The 17,339-nt window shown below is 63.8% G+C and carries 17 protein-coding genes; 10 read left to right on the forward strand and 7 right to left on the reverse strand.

All coding sequences use genetic code 11. The annotated features are described in order from the left end of the window. The first annotated feature begins 57 nt into the window (after positions 1–57). The gene (lipA, locus tag ACQY4V_RS07285; protein WP_420555844.1) at positions 58–1,005 is read left to right on the forward strand and encodes a lipoyl synthase; all 948 of its coding nucleotides are present in this window, start codon (positions 58–60) and stop codon (positions 1,003–1,005) included. Positions 1,006–1,199: 194 nt separating this feature from the next. Here the strand turns inward: lipA and ACQY4V_RS07290 are convergent, their stop codons facing one another. Further along, positions 1,200–1,769 (reverse strand): YcbK family protein, encoded by a 570-nt coding sequence (locus tag ACQY4V_RS07290; protein ID WP_428516181.1) that lies wholly within the window; start codon positions 1,767–1,769, stop codon positions 1,200–1,202. Between the two features lie 337 nt (positions 1,770–2,106). Between ACQY4V_RS07290 and ACQY4V_RS07295 the strand changes: the two genes are divergently transcribed. From ACQY4V_RS07295 to ACQY4V_RS07310, 4 genes are read left to right on the forward strand one after another with little or no spacing between them, the layout of a single operon-like run. After that, positions 2,107–3,738: a L,D-transpeptidase family protein gene (locus ACQY4V_RS07295; protein WP_428516182.1), complete on the forward strand. Its 1,632-nt coding sequence runs from the start codon at positions 2,107–2,109 to the stop codon at positions 3,736–3,738. A gap of 27 nt (positions 3,739–3,765) precedes the next feature. Continuing rightward, positions 3,766–4,857, forward strand: a complete 1,092-nt coding sequence (gene lpxD, locus ACQY4V_RS07300; RefSeq protein WP_428516183.1) for a UDP-3-O-(3-hydroxymyristoyl)glucosamine N-acyltransferase — start codon at positions 3,766–3,768, stop codon at positions 4,855–4,857. Positions 4,858–4,886: 29 nt separating this feature from the next. Continuing rightward, complete coding sequence (locus tag ACQY4V_RS07305) at positions 4,887–5,147, forward strand: acyl carrier protein (protein ID WP_103761245.1); 261 nt, start codon at positions 4,887–4,889, stop codon at positions 5,145–5,147. After that, positions 5,144–6,355, forward strand: a complete 1,212-nt coding sequence (locus ACQY4V_RS07310) for a beta-ketoacyl-[acyl-carrier-protein] synthase family protein (RefSeq protein WP_428516184.1) — start codon at positions 5,144–5,146, stop codon at positions 6,353–6,355. The genes ACQY4V_RS07305 and ACQY4V_RS07310 overlap by 4 nt, the downstream gene beginning before the upstream one ends. 168 nt (positions 6,356–6,523) lie before the next feature. Here ACQY4V_RS07310 and ACQY4V_RS07315 read toward each other — a convergent pair whose 3' ends face one another. Continuing rightward, complete coding sequence (locus tag ACQY4V_RS07315) at positions 6,524–7,240, reverse strand: invasion associated locus B family protein (protein ID WP_428516185.1); 717 nt, start codon at positions 7,238–7,240, stop codon at positions 6,524–6,526. 508 nt (positions 7,241–7,748) lie between these two features. On the opposite strand from ACQY4V_RS07315, the gene ACQY4V_RS07320 reads away from it, so the two are divergent. Continuing rightward, complete coding sequence (locus ACQY4V_RS07320) at positions 7,749–9,290, forward strand: helicase HerA-like domain-containing protein (protein WP_428516186.1); 1,542 nt, start codon at positions 7,749–7,751, stop codon at positions 9,288–9,290. 163 nt (positions 9,291–9,453) lie between these two features. Here the strand turns inward: ACQY4V_RS07320 and ACQY4V_RS07325 are convergent, their stop codons facing one another. Further along, entirely contained in the window at positions 9,454–10,425 is a 972-nt protein-coding gene (locus ACQY4V_RS07325) for a phosphotransferase (protein ID WP_428516187.1), read from the reverse strand. Positions 10,426–10,526: 101 nt separating this feature from the next. Between ACQY4V_RS07325 and ACQY4V_RS07330 the strand changes: the two genes are divergently transcribed. The 3 genes from ACQY4V_RS07330 to dxs are packed head-to-tail and all read left to right on the forward strand — an operon-like array spanning position 10,527 to position 13,603. Further along, positions 10,527–10,769 (forward strand): exodeoxyribonuclease VII small subunit, encoded by a 243-nt coding sequence (locus ACQY4V_RS07330; protein WP_152492450.1) that lies wholly within the window; start codon positions 10,527–10,529, stop codon positions 10,767–10,769. After that, the gene (locus tag ACQY4V_RS07335) at positions 10,769–11,632 is read left to right on the forward strand and encodes a polyprenyl synthetase family protein (RefSeq protein WP_428516188.1); all 864 of its coding nucleotides are present in this window, start codon (positions 10,769–10,771) and stop codon (positions 11,630–11,632) included. Before ACQY4V_RS07330 ends, ACQY4V_RS07335 begins: the two co-directional genes overlap by 1 nt. 45 nt (positions 11,633–11,677) lie before the next feature. Beyond that, on the forward strand, positions 11,678–13,603 hold the full coding sequence (dxs, locus tag ACQY4V_RS07340) for a 1-deoxy-D-xylulose-5-phosphate synthase (protein ID WP_428516189.1): 1,926 nt from the start codon (positions 11,678–11,680) through the stop codon (positions 13,601–13,603). A gap of 51 nt (positions 13,604–13,654) precedes the next feature. Here dxs and ACQY4V_RS07345 read toward each other — a convergent pair whose 3' ends face one another. The 3 genes from ACQY4V_RS07345 to ACQY4V_RS07355 all read right to left on the reverse strand — a co-directional run bounded on the left by ACQY4V_RS07345 (position 13,655) and on the right by ACQY4V_RS07355 (position 15,535). Further along, the gene (locus ACQY4V_RS07345; RefSeq protein ID WP_428516190.1) at positions 13,655–13,840 is read right to left on the reverse strand and encodes a hypothetical protein; all 186 of its coding nucleotides are present in this window, start codon (positions 13,838–13,840) and stop codon (positions 13,655–13,657) included. A 57-nt stretch (positions 13,841–13,897) separates the two neighbouring features. Beyond that, positions 13,898–14,065 (reverse strand): hypothetical protein, encoded by a 168-nt coding sequence (locus tag ACQY4V_RS07350; protein ID WP_222450233.1) that lies wholly within the window; start codon positions 14,063–14,065, stop codon positions 13,898–13,900. A 462-nt stretch (positions 14,066–14,527) separates the two neighbouring features. Beyond that, on the reverse strand, positions 14,528–15,535 hold the full coding sequence (locus tag ACQY4V_RS07355) for a GlxA family transcriptional regulator (protein ID WP_428516191.1): 1,008 nt from the start codon (positions 15,533–15,535) through the stop codon (positions 14,528–14,530). Between the two features lie 168 nt (positions 15,536–15,703). Between ACQY4V_RS07355 and ACQY4V_RS07360 the strand changes: the two genes are divergently transcribed. Continuing rightward, complete coding sequence (locus ACQY4V_RS07360) at positions 15,704–17,074, forward strand: class II 3-deoxy-7-phosphoheptulonate synthase (protein ID WP_428516192.1); 1,371 nt, start codon at positions 15,704–15,706, stop codon at positions 17,072–17,074. Positions 17,075–17,217: 143 nt separating this feature from the next. On the opposite strand, the gene ACQY4V_RS07365 is transcribed toward ACQY4V_RS07360, so the two are convergent. Further along, positions 17,218–17,334 (reverse strand): lipoprotein, encoded by a 117-nt coding sequence (locus tag ACQY4V_RS07365; protein WP_057789274.1) that lies wholly within the window; start codon positions 17,332–17,334, stop codon positions 17,218–17,220. Between the last annotated feature and the right edge of the window lie 5 nt (positions 17,335–17,339).

The raw sequence follows: 17,339 nt of genomic DNA on the forward strand, positions 1-17,339 counted from the left end.
CCACCACCGTGCCTTATAAATAGGATGTCTTACCAAAGGATTTGCGGGGAAAAATTCGTGCGCGATCTCAAGATCCCGGACCAGCGCCATCCTGAAAAGGCGCACCGGCCCGACAATGCCCAACCGAAAAAGCCCGACTGGATTCGCGTCAAGGCGCCGGTCGGCAAGGGCTATCTGGAAACCCACCGGATCATGCGCGAGCACAAGCTGGTCACGGTCTGCGAGGAAGCGGGCTGTCCCAATGCCGGCGAATGCTGGAACCAGGGCCACGCCACCATGATGATCATGGGCGAGGTCTGCACCCGCGCCTGTTCGTTCTGCAACATCGCCACCGGCAAGCCCCCCGAAGAGCTCGACCCGTTCGAGCCGGGCCGCGTCGCCGACGCCGTGCAAAAGCTGGGCCTCAACCACGTGGTCATCACGTCCGTCGACCGCGACGACGTCAAGGATGGCGGCGCGGAACATTTCGCGCAGACGATTCGCGCCATTCGCCACCGTTCTCCCGGCACCACTATCGAGATCCTGACGCCCGATTTCCTGCATTGCGATCCCGCCGTGCTCGAGGTCGTGGTGGCGGCGAAACCGGATGTGTTCAATCACAACCTCGAAACCGTGCCGGGGCTCTACCCCGAGGTCCGGGCCGGGGCGCGGTACTTTCACTCGCTGCGCCTGCTGCAACGGGTCAAGGAACTCGATCCCGGCATTTTCACCAAGTCCGGCATCATGGTGGGCCTGGGCGAAGAACGCCAGGCGGTGCACCAGGTGATGGACGACATGCGCGCCGCCGATGTCGACTTCCTGACCATCGGCCAGTACCTGCAACCCACGCCCAAGCACCACGCGGTCGACCGTTTTGTGCATCCAGACGAGTTCGCGGCTTACGAGAAGGCCGCCTATGGCAAGGGGTTCCTGATGGTCTCGGCCACGCCGCTCACGCGGTCGTCCTATCACGCCGGCGACGATTTCGCCCGCTTGCGCGACGCGCGGATGGCCAGGCTGGGGTAGGCGCGCCACGGCCCGTCGAAAACAGCAAGAGATCCCGGATCAAGTCCGGGATGACCTCCGCGTTAGAATCGTGCCGGACAAGACCAGCGCCAGCCCATCCCGGACCTGATCCGGGATCCCTGACCCACAAACAAAAACACCGACCTCGCGGGGCCGGTGCTGAACATACATATTTGCGTTTCGTCGCGTGGGTCTTACCGACCCCAGCTGCGGACCGGGCCGCAATCCATGTGCACGAAGTTGGAGCCCGAGTAGCGGCCCACGCCGCCGCCGCGACAGGCCGAGGCCGCGCGGAACATCTGGTTCACCGAGCGCGAGTTCAGCCGCAGGTCCGCCGCCTGGCCGCGCAGGTGGCGCGAGTTCTTCGCCACGCCGCTGGAGCGCGAGCGCAGCATCGCGTTCGTCTTCGGGCTGCGATAGCCGGACAAAAGCAGGTAGGGCTCGTTCACATCCATCAGGTTGTGAGCCGCCGCCATAATGTCCATCGTGCGCATGTCGATATTGTGTACATCATTGGTACGCCAGTCGCGCATGAAGAGGTTTATCTCGCGGACCGCGTCCTTGATGTATTCACCTTCGATCCAGTAAATCGTGTCGATCTTTTCACCGGTGCGGGGCGAGGCCATGGTCAGCCGACGAATGTCGCCTGCGCCCCGAAGGAACCCTGCTGCGTTGGAAAACGTTGGTGCTGCAACCACTGTCGTAGCCGCAAATGCACCCAGTAACGCACGCCGCGTTACGCTCGTCGAGCTTTGATCGGTCATGTTGTTAGCGCCTGTCCCGTCGCTTGCCTGTTGCCGCGTTAAGTAGCGGCTCTGTTCATCTCATCCCCAGATGTAGGAGTGTTATGGCATATCGGGATTCTGTTACCAAGGGGTGAAAGTCCGCCGGTTCCATAGCGCAAGCGATTTCGGCAAGAATTTGCGCAAATTTCGATCAGATGTGTCTGCGACGCACGGCGACGGCTGCGGCGATGCTGCAACATGCGGGGGATTTTACCTTTAAAACCAATTGTGATTGGACAGTTCCACCCGCAATAGGAACTAATGATCGCGTGCGCTTGTTTTGCACGCAGGGGATTTCGGTAACTTGGAGAACGGCATGAGCAGCGCGTCGCGCACCTTGGGGCACACCAGTATTTTCACCACCATCTTCAGTGCGCTCGCGGTGGTCGTGGTCTGGCTGGCCGCGTCCACGCCGGCCAGCGCGCAGGTCACCGCCTACAAACAGGCCGTGGCCGAAGCCGCCGCGGACGACCGCGATCTGGCGGCCTTTTACCGCAGCACCGACTTTCACGGCATCTGGACCGACGAGGAGGCTGACAAGGCAAGGCGGCAGGCGCTGATCCTGGCATTGCAATCGGTGTCGGCCCACGGTCTGCCGCAGTCGCGCTACGACATCGACGCCCTGATCGATACGCTGCGCGCCGCGCGCACGCCCCGCGATATCGGCTTTGCCGAGGTCGCGCTCAGCAAGGCGTTCCTGAACCTTGCCGACGACATGCGCACCGGCGTGCTGGATCCGCGCCGCGTGGTCCCTGCGATCAAGCGCGAGCTGCGCGACTACGACCGCACCCGCACGCTGACCGCCTTCGCCGCCAGCCGCGAGCCGCGCCAGTTCATCCGGCAGCTTGCCCCCTCGACCAACGAATATAAGCGCCTGATGAAGGAAAAGATGCGCCTCGAGGGCCTGGTCGTCAGCGGCGGCTGGGGGCCGACCGTTCCGGCCACCAAGCTTGAACCAGGCGCCACCGGCGCCGCCGTCGTTGCCCTGCGCAACCGGCTGATGGCCAAGGGCTATCTCGGGCGGACCGCGACGCAAAGCTATGATTCCACGATTCAGAAGGCCGTGCGCGAGTTTCAGCGCGACCACGGGTTGGAAACCGACGGCGTCGCAGGCGAAAGCACCCTGCGCGAAATCAACGCCACCGCCGAGGACCGGCTGAAATCCATCATCGTGGCGATGGAACGCGAGCGCTGGCTGAACCTGCCGCAGGGCAGGGGCAAGCGACATATCCTGGTGAACCTGACCGATTTCTCGGCCCGGATCATGGACGACGACATCGAGACGTTCCGCACCCGGGCCGTGATCGGCGCCAAGGCCGCCGACCGTCAAAGCCCCGAGTTCTCGGACGAGATGGAGCATATGGTCATCAACCCGACCTGGCACGTGCCGCGCTCCATCGCGGTCAAGGAATACCTGCCGCAGATGAAGCGCAACCGCAACGCCGCCGGCCACCTGCGCCTGGTCGACAGCCGCGGCCGCACGGTCAGCCGCTCCAGCATCAATTTCGGCGCCTATAACGCCCGCAACTTCCCCTTCGCGATCAAGCAGCCGCCCTCCAGCCGCAACGCGCTGGGCCTGGTGAAGTTCATGTTCCCGAACAAGTACAACATCTATCTGCACGACACGCCGCAGAAACATTTGTTCGACCATGAGACCCGCGCCTACAGCCACGGCTGCATCCGGCTGCAACAGCCGTTCGATTTCGCCTACGCCCTTCTGGCGCGGCAGGAGGCCGACCCCGAGGGCGCGTTCCACCGCATCCTGAACACGGGCCGCGAAACCAAGGTGAACCTCGAGGTCAAGGTGCCGGTGCACATCATCTACCGCACCGCCGTGACCGAGCCCAAGGGCCACACCAACTACCGCGCGGATGTCTATGGCCGGGACGCCCGGATCTGGGAGGCGCTGGAGCGGGCGGGGGTTTCGCTGCCCGGCGTTCGGGGGTAAACCGGCCCCGAACGCAGGGGGTCCGTCATGTCCTACACGATTGAGCAGATCGCAGATGCGCTCGGGGCCACGGCCCTGGGCGATGTTTCCGTCACCGTCACCAGCGTGTCCGAACCGGCCGACGCCACGGCGCGTGACCTTGCCCTGGCCATGAAGCCCGAATACGCCCAGACCCTGTCGCAGGGCGCGGCGCGCGCCGCGCTGGTCTGGGACGGGGCCGACTGGCAGGCGCTGGGGCTGGAGGCCGCCATCGTCGCACCGCGTCCGCGCTACGTGATGTCGGGCCTGTCCACCCTGTTCGACCCCGGCCAGGGCTGGGACGACGGCATCCACCCCTCCGCCGTGATCCACGACACCGCCAGCCTTGGCGAAAATGTCTCCGTCGGTCCGCTCGCCGTGATCTGCGCCGGTGCCCGGATCGGCGCGGGCAGCGTCATCGGGCCGCAAAGTTTTGTCGGAACGGGTGCGGTTCTGGGGGAAAAGGCCTTCCTGCGCGAAGGCGCCCGCATCGGCGCCCGCGTGGTCATCGGCGACCGCTTCATCGCGCAGCCCAACGCGGTGGTGGGCTCCGACGGGTTTTCCTATGTCACGCCGGACGTCTCGGGCGTCGAACGCGCGCGCCAGTCCCTCGGCGACCAGGGGGAAATCGCGGCGCAATCCTATGTGCGCATTCACAGTCTCGGCTCGGTGCGCATCGGCGACGATGTCGAGGTCGGCGCCCATGCCTCGCTCGACCGGGGCACGATCCGGGACACGGTGATCGGCGACCGCACCAAGATCGACAACCTCGTCCAGGTCGGCCACAACTGCGTCATCGGCACCGACTGCCTGCTCTGCGGACAGGTCGGGCTGGCCGGGTCGGTCAAGGTCGGCAACAGCGTGGTCCTGGCGGGGCAGGTGGGCGTCGGCGACAATATCTTCATCGGCGACAATGTCATCGCGGGCGGCGGCACCAAGATCCTGGCCAACGTCCCCGCGGGCCGCGTGATGCTGGGTTACCCAGCGATGAAGATGGACACCCAGATGGAGGTCTACAAATACCTGCGCCGCATCAAGCGGCTGTTTGCCGATGTCGCCGACCTCAAGAAAGCTGTTTCAAAACCGGATAAGAGTGACTAAAGCGGTTCGCGAAAAGAACGGGGTGCAGCATGGATACCAAGGACAAGGTCATCGAAATCATTGCCGAGCAGGCGGTGCTGGAGCCGTCTGACGTCACGATGGACAGCACGCTGGAGGAACTGGGCATCGACAGCCTCGGTCTCGTCGAAAGCATTTTCGCCATCGAGGAAGCCTTCGACATCTCCGTGCCCTTCAACGCCAACGCACCCCAGGAAAGCGATTTCGACATCTCGTCGGTCGCCTCCATCGTTGCGGGCATCGAAAAGCTGGTGGCGGAACAGAAAGCGTGAAGCGGGTCGTCATAACAGGCGCGGGCACGATCAACGCGCTGGGGGCAAACGTGCCCGAAACGCTGGAGGCCATGCGCGAAGGCCGCTCGGGCATTTCCGAGCTGGACATCCGCGATGTCGATCGGCTGGCCATCAAGATCGGCGGCCAGGTCAAGAATTTCGAGCCCGAGGAACGCTTCAACCGCCAGCAACTGGCACTATACGACCGTTTCACGCAATTTACCCTGATCGCCGCCCGCGAGGCCATTGCGCAATCGGGGCTGAAGTTCGAAGGCGAGCTTGCGGCGCGGGCCGGCGTGGTGCTGGGCAATTCGGGCGGTGGCATGACCACGCTCGATGAAAACTATCGTTCGGTCTACGAGGAGGGCAAGAACCGCGTTCACCCCTTCGTCGTGCCCAAGCTGATGAACAACGCCGCGGCCAGCCACGTGTCGATGGAATTCAACCTCAAGGGTCCTTCCTTTACCGTCTCGACCGCCTGTGCCTCGTCGAACCACGCCATGGCGCAAGCGTTCCAGATGGTCCATGGCGGCCTGACGCCGGTGATGATCGCGGGCGGGTCGGAATCCATGCTGTGCTTCGGCGGGGTAAAGGCCTGGGAAGGGCTGCGTGTGATGTCCAAGGATGGCTGCCGTCCGTTTTCCGCCAATCGCAACGGCATGGTCCAGGGCGAGGGCGCGGGCATCTTCGTCTTCGAGGAACTGGAGCACGCCAAGGCGCGCGGTGCGGAGATCCACGCCGAGGTGGCGGGATTCGCCATGTCCTCGGACGCCGCCGATATCGTCATGCCCTCCAAGAACGGCGCATCGCGCGCCATCGCCGGCGCCTTGCAGGACGCGCGGATCAACGCGTCGGAGGTGGGTTACATCAACGCCCACGGCACCGGCACCGCCGCCAATGACAAGACCGAAAGCGCCGCCGTCGCGGATGTCTTCGGCGCCCATGCCGACCGGCTGATGATCTCGTCCACCAAGTCGATGCACGGCCACCTGATCGGCGGCACCGGCGCGGTCGAACTTCTGGCCTGCATCATGGCCCTGCGCGACGGGGTCATTGCGCCCACCATCAACTATGACGAGCCCGATCCCGAATGCGCCCTCGACGTGGTTCCGAACGAGGCGCGCGAGGCGTCGGTCGAAGTGGCGCTCTCCAACGCCTTCGCCTTCGGCGGCCTGAACGCGGTGCTGGCGCTCAAGCGGTTCGCCTGACCGCCAGCCCGGTCAGTTTAATCTGCCAAAGCAATCGACCCCGAAACGCCAGTCTTAGGCGGCGTGCCAAAAAGGCTTTGACTACCACGCGTTGAAGTTACAAAGCCCGAAACGAAAAACGCCGCCCGGAGCGGGCGGCGCTTTCCAGATCCGGAACGGTGACGTTTCTCAGTTCTCCAGAACAGAAACCTCGTTATACGCGGCGGTAAAGCCCGACAGCGACGCCTCGATCTCGACCACCTGGTCGGGCGCCTGTGCCGGGATCAGCGTCAGGCGTGCGGCGGCACCGGCCTGGAACGCGTCGATATCGGCCTGGGTAAAGCCGATCCGAGCGAAGCATCCGCCCATCGAGCAGAACGAGTAGTTGTAGTTCTTGGCCTTGCCGCCATCGACCGAGATCTTCAGGCCCTGCGGCAGCAGCGTGCCCAGCGGCACCGCGATCGTCGCGCCGGCCACGGCCTGGCCTTCGCTCGGCAGCTTGAACAGGCTGAACTCGGCAACCGGGTTGCCGCCTTCCTCGCGCAGCAACTGGTACATCTGGCAAGGGTCCTCACCGGCCTCGCTGCGGAAGCACTGCAGCTGCCAGTCGCCATATGTCTCCTTGATATAGGATGGCTGCTCGTCCGCCTCGCGGCCCAGGTCCAGCCCGGTGGCCGGGTCGGTGCCCGCCTCACCGGCGGTGTCCTCGGCCGTATCGGCGGCGCTGTCCTCAGCGCTGTCCGTTTCGGTCGTCGCACTATCGGTGGCTTCCGTCTCGGAGCCCTCCGTCTCGGTGGCCTGCGTTTCGGTGTCGGCACCGTCCGTCTGTTCGGTTTCCTGTGCGGTCAAAGCCGTTCCCAGTCCCAGAAGGGCGATCAAGGGAAGGCTGTGCAGAATCTTGGTCATGTGGACCCCGTTTTTCTCGTATGAAATCAAGCTGTGTGCGCTCTAACATGGGTGCGCCGGCATGTCAGGATAAAACCGTAACGCCGACGGCGGCGCAAGGCGGATTTTCGCCATGATTGTCGGTGGGATCATCCATCGTATCGCCTTGAAACAACGGAAAAACCCCTGTCCGCAAAAAGGAAAAGAGACCCGTAAGGTCTCTTTCCCAATTCTCCCTGCCGGACTGGCCGACTTATCTATTGATCAGACGCTAGGACAGTTCTGTCGACCCGTCAACAGGCAATGATTAAAAAAACTTATCAAGCCATAACAACGATCTAGCACGCTTAGGTTGCAACGCCTCAGCGCCGCGGAAAAAAGGCCGCACCCGAAGGCGCGGCCAGTCTGACAGGGAGGAAGTCGCCCCGGGCCAAGAGGACATGAGGCCCGGAGCGAGATAAACACTGGCAGACAATCCTTAATTTTGTATGGTCACATCGTGAAAAAACTTGGACGAGGGGGCAGGGGCTTGGAAAACAAGGTTTTCTTGGGCGGTGGCGGCGTCGATTACGCCGAGAAACAGGGGCTTGCCCTCAAATACGCCAACCGCCACGGCCTGATTGCCGGGGCGACCGGCACCGGCAAGACCGTCACCTTGCAGATCCTTGCAGAGGGCTTTTCCGCGGCCGGCGTCCCTGTGTTCCTGTCGGACGTGAAGGGCGACCTCTCGGGCCTCGCCGCCGCCGGCACCGCCGATTTCAAGCTGCACGAGGCCTTCACCAGCCGCGCCGAGACCATCGGTTTTGACGACTACACCTATGACAGCTTCCCGGTCACCTTCTGGGATCTTTTCGGGGAACAGGGCCATCCCGTCCGCGCCACCGTGGCCGAGATGGGGCCGCTGCTGCTCAGTCGCCTGATGCAACTGACCGAGGCGCAGGAGGGCGTGATGAACATCGCCTTCCGCGTGGCCGACGAACAGGGGCTGTCGCTGCTGGATCTCAAGGACCTTCAGGCGCTTCTGGTCTGGGTGGGCGAAAACTCCGGCGAGCTTTCCCTGCGCTACGGCAACGTCTCGCGGCAATCCGTCGGCGCGATCCAGCGCTCTCTTCTGGTGCTGGAAAACCAGGGCGGGGCGCAGTTCTTCGCTGAACCCGCGCTGGAGCTTTCGGACCTCATGACCACCGCCCCCGACGGGCGCGGGCAGGTCAACATCCTGGCCGCCGACAAGCTGATGGGCGCGCCGCGCCTCTATGCCACCTTCCTGTTGTGGCTTCTCAGCGAGCTCTTCGAAACGCTGCCCGAGATCGGCGACCCCGACAAACCCAAGCTGGTCTTCTTCTTCGACGAGGCGCATCTGCTGTTCGAGGACGCCCCAAAGGCGCTCATCGACAAGGTCGAGCAGGTCGCTCGCCTGATCCGCTCCAAGGGCGTCGGCGTCTATTTCATCACCCAGAATCCCGATGACGTGCCCGAGGATATACTGGGCCAACTCGGCAACCGGGTGCAGCACGCCCTGCGCGCCTTTACAGCACGCGACCGCAAGGCGCTGGAACGCGCGGCCGAGACCTATCGCCCCAACGACCGCTTCGACACCGCCGACGCCATCCGCGACGTGGGCACCGGCGAGGCGGTAACCTCGATGCTGCAGGACAAGGGCGTGCCCGGCATCGTCGAGCGCACGCTCATTCGTCCGCCATCCTCGCGCCTTGGCCCCATCGACGATGCGGCGCGCGCCGGCGTCATCGCCGCCTCGCCTGTCGCAGGCAAATATGAAAAGGTCATGGACCGCAAATCCGCCTACGAAATCCTCGCCGAACGCGCCGCAGCGGCTGCGCAAGAGGCCGAAAAGGCCGAGACCGCCGCCGAAGACCAATCCGCCGCCGAGCGCGAATTCAACGCCGGCCGCCGCTACTCCGGCTCCCGCGTCGATCGCTCCTCGTCGCGCGGACGCAAGAAAAGCGAGGGCATCGGCGACGCGGTCCTGGGCGCCGTGGTCAAGGAACTCAAAGGCACCACCGGCCGCCGCATCGTGCGCGGCATCCTCGGCGGACTCTTCAAGGGCCGATGACGTAGGGTGGGTGAAAACCCACGCGCGATGTCATGTTTGCTGGCATCCATTCGCCGCGGCCCGGCCCGCCGCCGGGCCTGAAAACCCCACCGACGCGATGCAACTGAAATACCGACGCGATACCGACCCGCCGTTTTCGTCGATCCGAGCGGCCCCGATCCCGCTATCGGCCGACGCGTTCGAGGTCTTCCAGCAGCGCCTCCGACATCTTCCGCGCCCGCCGCACCCGGCTTGGCGACAAGCCCCGCGTTTCCACCCGCAAGAGCGCCTCGACCGCGATGAAAAAGGGCAAGGTCAGCTCACGTTCCTCCGCCGACAGACGGAAGGCATCGGCAAAGGCGATGAACCCCTGCTTGTCGACGCCAAGATACATCTCTCCCGACGGGATCACCGCCCGGCGTCCCATATGCATCAGGAACCGAGCCATGTCCTTGTAGATGGGCGCCGGACGCGACCCGCCGCAATCAATCCCCGTGACAAGATTATCGTTCACTATCAGGTTGTTGGGGTGGAAATCTCCATGCGACACGGCAAAGCGCCACTGGCTGTCCTGCAGCTGCGGCACCAGGCGCTGGATCTCTGCCAGGATCGGCTTCTCGACCCGTTTCAGGCGGTTGAATGCCTGGGTTTTCGCCGCCCGTTCCACCCGCTTGGCCCAGCCGGCAGGCTGGGCGTTGGCTTGCGTTTCGGAGCATTCGGTGTAGGCCCGCAGCCACCGCGCCGCCGGCTTCAGGTAGCGCGCGCGCTCGCCCTCCGCCGCGGCGTAGATCCATTTCAACAGCGGCGTGCCGGGCACGTCGGCCACTGCCAGCACACCGCAGTCCGGCGCGCATGCAAGCGGGGCACAGACCCGCAACTCTCCCTCTCGCATCTGCGGCCAGATCCGGCAGATTTCCTCCCAGTCCCGCGCACAATCCGCCACCCTATCCAGGTAGACGCGAAAGACCGCCGGCTGGTCGTCCAGCAGCCCACGTGCGACAATCCGTTTTTCCGCAACATACCGGATCAACTCCGTTGCCCGAGCCTTTGAAAAGTCTTCGTTTTCCGCGCAGGCCGCCGCAAACTGCCGGTTCATGAAATCGCGCATCTCAAGGTCTGGCATCATGTCGGCGGACGGTGTAGAAGACATCTTCATACCGGTATAATTTCCCATGCCCAGAAGACCGTCAACCGAATTGAAGCCCACCGCCCGCGGCGCTATGGTGCCTGCAAAATTACCGTGCAAGGGACCACGCAATGGATGACGACGCGATCAACACCCTGTCTTTCGAAGAGGCCATGAAAGCGCTCGAGGATGTCGTCACGCGGCTCGAGCGTGGCGACGTCCCGCTGGACGAGTCCATCGCGCTTTACGAGCAGGGGGCGAAGCTGAAAAAACGCTGCGAAACCAAGCTGAAAGAAGCCGAAGAGAAAGTGGCGGCGATCACGCTTGACGGCGACGGCACGCCCAAGGGCACGACGCCGGTCGAGGGGCTCTGATGTTGCAGGCCGCTCTGGCCGAGGACGCGGCGGCCATCCAGACCTGCCTCGACGCCCAGATCACCGGGGATCTGCCGCTGCACGCCGCGATGCGCCACGCGCTTTTCGGCGGCAAGGCGCTGCGCGGGTTTCTGGTGATGGAAACGGCCCGTTTGCACGACGTTAACCCTTCTCGGGCAGTCTTTCCGGCGTCGGGGATCGAGGCGATGCACGCCTACAGTCTCGTGCATGACGACCTGCCCTGCATGGATGACGACGATCTGCGCCGGGGCCAGCCCACCGTGCACGTCAAATGGGACGAAGGCACTGCCGTCCTGGTGGGCGACGCGTTGCAGTCGCTGGCCTTCGAGATGGCCGCGCATCCTGACGGCGCCGCCACGCCCGAGGCGCGTGCGGACCTTGCGCTGACGCTGGCGCGCGCGGCCGGAAAGGACGGCATGGTTCTGGGCCAGGCCGCTGATATCGCGGCAGAAACCACGGTGGGCCCACTGACGCTCGACCAGATCGTCGCGTTGCAGGACGGCAAGACCGGCGCACTCTTTGGATGGGCCGCCAGTGCCGGGGCCGTCATGGCCCGCGCCGACACCGCGCCGCTTGTGGCTTATGCGCAGGCGCTCGGCCTCGCGTTCCAGATCCAGGATGACGTCATCGACCAGACCGGCGATGCCGCCGCCGCGGGCAAGGCCGTAGGCAAGGACGCGGCCGCCGGCAAGGCGACCTTCGTGTCGCTTCTGGGCCTCGACGAGGCGAAACACCGTGCCGCGGCCCTTGTTGACACAGCCTGTGACAGCTTATCTGAGTACGGAGCACGGGCCGACCGCTTGCGCGATCTGGCCCGCTTCGTTATCTCGCGGCAAAGCTAGCCGCCCGGCCAAGGCCGGCAGCCACATTCGAAGGAGCGGCGACGCGTGACACGCCCCCAGACCCCCTTGCTGGACACCGTTTCCAGCCCCGCCGATCTCAAGCGCTTTTCCGATGCCGAGCTGCGCCAGCTGGCCGACGAATTGCGTTCCGAGACCATCGCGGCGGTCTCCGAAACCGGCGGGCACCTTGGCGCGGGCCTTGGCGTGATCGAACTGACTGTGGCGCTGCACCACATCTTCGACGCGCCGCGCGACAAGATCATCTGGGATGTCAGCCACCAGTGCTATCCCCACAAGATCCTGACCGGCCGCCGCGACCGCATCCGCACGATCCGGCAAGAGGGAGGCCTCAGCGGCTTTACCAAGCGGTCCGAGAGCCCCTATGACCCCTTCGGCGCCGCCCACAGCTCCACCTCGATCTCGGCCGCGCTCGGGTTTGCCGCGGCGCGGGATCTCGGCGGCGCCAGCGATACCGGCCATGGTGACGCCATCGCGGTGATTGGCGACGGCGCGATGTCGGCGGGCATGGCCTTCGAGGCGATGAACCACGCAGGCCACCTGAAAAAGCGCCTGATCGTGATCCTGAACGACAACGAGATGTCCATCGCGCCGCCCGTGGGGGCGCTGTCATCCTACCTGTCGCGCCTCTACGCGGGCGAGCCGTTCCAAGAATTCAAGGCCGCCGCCAAGGGCGCGGTTTCGCTCTTGCCCGAGCCGTTCCAGATGGGCGCGAAGCGGGCCAAGGAAGTGCTCAAGGGCATGGCCGTGGGCGGCACCCTGTTCGAGCAGCTGGGCTTCAGCTATGTCGGACCCATTGACGGACATGACATGGACCAGCTTCTGCCGGTGCTGCGCACGGTTAAGGCGCGCGCCAGCGGACCGATCCTGATCCACATGATCACTAAGAAGGGCAAGGGCTATGCCCCGGCCGAGAGCCGCCGCGACGGCGGGCATGCCACCGCAAAGTTCGATGTCACGACCGGCGAGCAGAAGAAATCGCCCTCGAACGCGCCCAGCTACACCAAGGTCTTTGCCGAGGCGCTTCTGAAACATGCCGCCGAGGATGACCGCATCTGCGGCGTGACCGCCGCCATGCCGGACGGTACCGGGCTGGATCTGCTGGAAAAGCGCTATCCGTCGCGCTGCTTCGATGTGGGCATCGCGGAACAACACGCCGTCACGTTTTCAGCCGGGCTTGCCGCGGGCGGGATGCGGCCGTTCTGCGCGATCTATTCCACCTTTCTGCAACGTGGTTTCGACCAGGTGGTGCACGATGTCGCCATTCAGCGCCTGCCGGTGCGCTTTGCCATCGACCGCGCGGGGCTGGTGGGGGCCGACGGCGCCACCCATGCCGGCAGCTTTGACGTGGCTTACCTGTCGAACCTGCCGGGCTTTACCGTGATGGCCGCCGCGGACGAGGCAGAACTGGTGCACATGGTCGCCACTGCCGCGGCCCATGACAGCGGGCCGATCGCGTTCCGCTACCCGCGGGGCGAGGGCGAGGGGGTCACCATGCCCGAACGCGGAGAGGTGCTGGAGATTGGCAAGGGCCGCATGATCCGCGAAGGGTCCCGCGTTGCGATACTGTCTTTCGGCACGCGTCTTGGCGAGGTGATGAAAGCTTGCGAGGGGCTGAGGGCGCGCGGCATCACGCCAACCGTGGCCGATGCGCGGTTCTCGAAACCGCTGGACACCGACCTGATCGACCAGCTGGCCGCCGATCACGAAGCGCTGATCACCATCGAGGAGGGCGCCATCGGCGGGTTCGGCAGCCACGTCGCACAGCACCTGGCAGAGCAAGGCGTTTTCGACGAAGGCTTCAGGTTTCGTTCGATGGTCTTGCCCGACATCTTCATCGACCAGGCAAGCCCGGCTGACATGTACGCGGTGGCGGGCCTGAACGCCGCGCAAATCGAAGCGAAAGTGCTGGACGTGCTTGGCGTGGGGAATATCGCGGGAAAGCGCGCGTGAGAATGTTGCACGCGGATTTTACCAAGTAAACAAGTCACCTGAAGGAAGAACTTAATCCTCCTGGGTGGATTTCACCGATATGCCTTGTTCCAGTGCCCTCGCCAGGTTGTGCACGCCACTTTGCGCGTAAGTGATCGCGCCAAGGCACATCCAGGTGATTGCGGCGGCGATCACCATCCATTCGACAGTGACGACGCCGTCTTCTTTGGCGCAGAAGGTTTTGAAAGCGGAAAACATGGCAGCGTCTTTCCTTCGACATTTAATTTCCGGCATCCGGCCGGTTTCAACTCAAACCTAGTGGTCGACCCCTTCGACGGTCTTGCTTCCGACGGATGTCTTGACCGAGTCGGCCAGCCCGAAGGTTCCATCGGCGGCGGTGGCGATCGTCAGGCATCCAAGACAGATCACGCTGAACGCCAATACGATCCAGTCAACGCTCACGACGCCGGTATCATCGGTCATGAAGTCTCGTAGATAGCTTGGCATATGTGGCCGGCCTTCCTCGTCTCGTGGTCTTGAGACGCGGCAGCAGCGCCGCACCTCGGTTAACGAAGTCTAAAATCGACGCCAAATGGGGCGGAAATGAGGCAAATGGGGCAAAAGAGCGGTTCTGGCGCCTCCGAACGCCGAATTCGCGCCGTTTTCCGCCGATCAGCGTTGTCAATCAAGGCCAAGGTTCGAAACTGTTGACCGTGGTGAAACAACAGGGTCAATTCAGGCGGCTAAATGCCCTTTGTTCGACACATTATTCGAATCGAAGTTAACTCACCCCGGCACAACCCTGCCAAGTCAGCGCAGCCGTCTGTCGGATGGCCACCTTGCGCCTTGATTTCTTACGTCCGCACGCTGTTGAGGCCGTGAGTTTCAGCTTCGACACCGATCAGGGTTCCCTTCTTGAGGACTATGACCGGGCCGGCGGGCGGCTCACACCGAAAGCCGTGCCGCCTGACTGCCGCGCTCGCGATAGGGCGTGGTGTTGTAATGCGAGCGGTAGCATTTCGAGAAATGCGAGGGCGAGGCGAAACCGCAGGCCAGCGCCACGTTGATCACCGTCATGTCGGTCTGCATCAGCAGGTTCCGGGCCTTTTGCAGGCGCAGTTCCATGTAGTAGCGCTTGGGTGAACGGTTCAGATAACGCCGGAACAGCCGCTCCAGCTGCCGCGTGGACATGGCAACCTGCTTGGCCAGGATCGCGGGGCTGATCGGCTCTTCTATGTTGCTTTCCATCATCTGGATGACCTGGCTCAGCTTGGGATGCCGGACCCCGATGCGCGTTGGGACGGACAGCCGCTGCGTGTCCTGGTCGGTGCGGATCGAGGAATAGATCATCTGGTCGGCCACCGCGTTGGCCAACTGTTCGCCGTGGTCGTCGGCGATGAGTTTCAGCATCAGGTCGATGGACGAGGTACCACCCGCCGTGGACATGCGGTTCCCGTCCACGACGAAAACCGACTTGGTCAGTTCGACCTCGTCGAACTCTTCGACAAAGCTGTCGTGGTTTTCCCAGTGGATGGTCGCGCGCTTGCCATCCAGCAGACCGGCCTTGGCCATGACGTAGGACGCGGTGCAAAGCCCGCCGATCCGCGGTCCCCGGCGCGCCTCGCGGCGCAGCCAGTTCAGCAGCTTCTTTGTCGCCGCTTTCTGGATATCGGACCCGCCACAGAGTAGCACGACGTCCTCGCGGCGCAATTCGTCCAGATCGATGTCCACCTTGAACCGTGAGCCGGCAGAGCACGACACGGTGCCGTCTGCATCGGCCTCGCCGGACATCACCCATTCATACAGGGTCTCGCCGGCCATGCGGTTCGCAATACGCAGACAATCCAGCGCCGAGGCAAAGCTCAGCAGCGTGAAATTCTCCAGCAATACGAAAACGAAACGCTTCGGACCAGACTTGTCGACGCCGCTCGTTTTTTTCGCTTCCGCGCGCATGTTCGCTACTCCCTGCGCAGTGGCGTATCGGTCAGGTCTTCCACGAAAACCCGGAGGTTGGCAAGAGAGCCGCAGTCAATTTCCGACATATTCCGTCGAACCTGTATGGTGTCCGGGGGCTGGCTTTAGTATAGACGGGTCTCGAAATTCGATGAGCGGAGAGAAAAGATGAGCAATTGGCAGAAGTCTGACTGGCGCAGCAAGCCGCGGATCCAGATGCCCGACTATACCGATGCAGAGGCCCTGCAGGCGGTCGAGTCGAAGCTTTCCAAGTACCCGCCGCTGGTTTTTGCAGGAGAGGCCAGGCGTTTGAAGAAACAGCTTGGCGCGGCATCGCGGGGCGAGGCCTTCCTTCTGCAGGGCGGTGATTGTGCCGAGGCGTTCGACCAGTTCTCGGCGGACGCCATCCGCGACACGTTCAAGGTGATGCTGCAAATGGCGATGGTGCTGACCTACGGTGCCAAGGTGCCGGTGATCAAGGTCGGGCGCATGGCCGGCCAGTTCGCCAAGCCCCGGTCTGCTCCGACGGAGGTGGTCGACGGTATCGAATTGCCCAGCTATCGCGGCGACATCATCAACGAGCTGGCCTTCACGCCCGAGGCCCGCATCCCCGATCCGGCGAAGATGCTTCAGGCCTACACCCAGGCGGCAGCCACGCTGAACCTGCTGCGGGCCTTTTCGACCGGCGGGTATGCGGATGTGAACCAGGTGCACGCATGGACGCTGGGCTTTACCGACGGCGAAAAGGCGGAGCGCTATCGCGAGATGGCGTCGCGGATTTCCGACACGCTGGATTTCATGCGCGCCGCGGGCGTCGACAGCACCAGCGCGCACACGCTGCACACGGTGGAGTTCTACACCTCGCATGAAAGCCTGCTGCTGGAATACGAAGAGGCGCTGGCACGTGTCGACTCGACCTCGGGCAACTGGCTGGCGGGGTCGGGGCACATGCTGTGGATCGGCGACCGCACGCGCCAGCCGGACGGGGCGCATGTGGAGTTCCTGAGCGGTGTTCTGAACCCAATCGGGCTGAAATGCGGTCCGTCCATGGAAGAGGACGACCTGAAAAAGCTGCTGGCCAAGCTGAACCCCGAGAACGAGGCCGGACGGCTGACGCTGATCGCGCGGTTCGGTGCGGGCAAGGCGGGCGAGCATCTGCCGCGCCTGATCAAGACCGTGCGCGAAGAGGGGGCCAACGTGACCTGGGTCTGCGACCCGATGCATGGCAACACGATCAAGTCGGCCTCGGGCTACAAGACGCGCCCCTTCGAGAGCGTGCTGCGCGAGGTGCAGGAATTCTTCGGCGTACACCGGGCCGAGGGCACCATTCCCGGCGGCGTGCATTTCGAGATGACCGGACAGGACGTGACCGAATGCACCGGCGGCGTGCGGGCCGTCACCGAAGAGGACCTGTCGGACCGTTACCACACGGCCTGTGACCCGAGGCTCAATGCCTCGCAGGCGCTGGAACTGGCCTTCCTCGTGGCACAGCAACTGTCGGATCTGCGCGAAAGCCGCGCCGAGCAAAAGGTCGGCTGAACCGCCTCGAGACGGAAACTGAAAAGGCCGGCGCAGACGCGTCGGCCTTTTTGCATGGAGCATCAGGGAAACGGCCGCAACAAACCGTTCGCCTTCGCTACCGAAGACGTTGGAGGGGTCCTTCTGTCGCCGTCAGCGCGGCGTCAGAACCAGCTTTGCACGCCGCGCGATGCGCCGGAGATGTCCCGGCCGACACCCTCGATCGTGGCACAGCCCGACAGGGCCGCGGCGATCAGCGCGAAAACAGCTATTTTCCTCATGATAC

Origin of the sequence: Roseovarius sp., from assembly GCF_965277045.1 — a bacterium.
Lineage (GTDB): Bacteria > Pseudomonadota > Alphaproteobacteria > Rhodobacterales > Rhodobacteraceae > Roseovarius.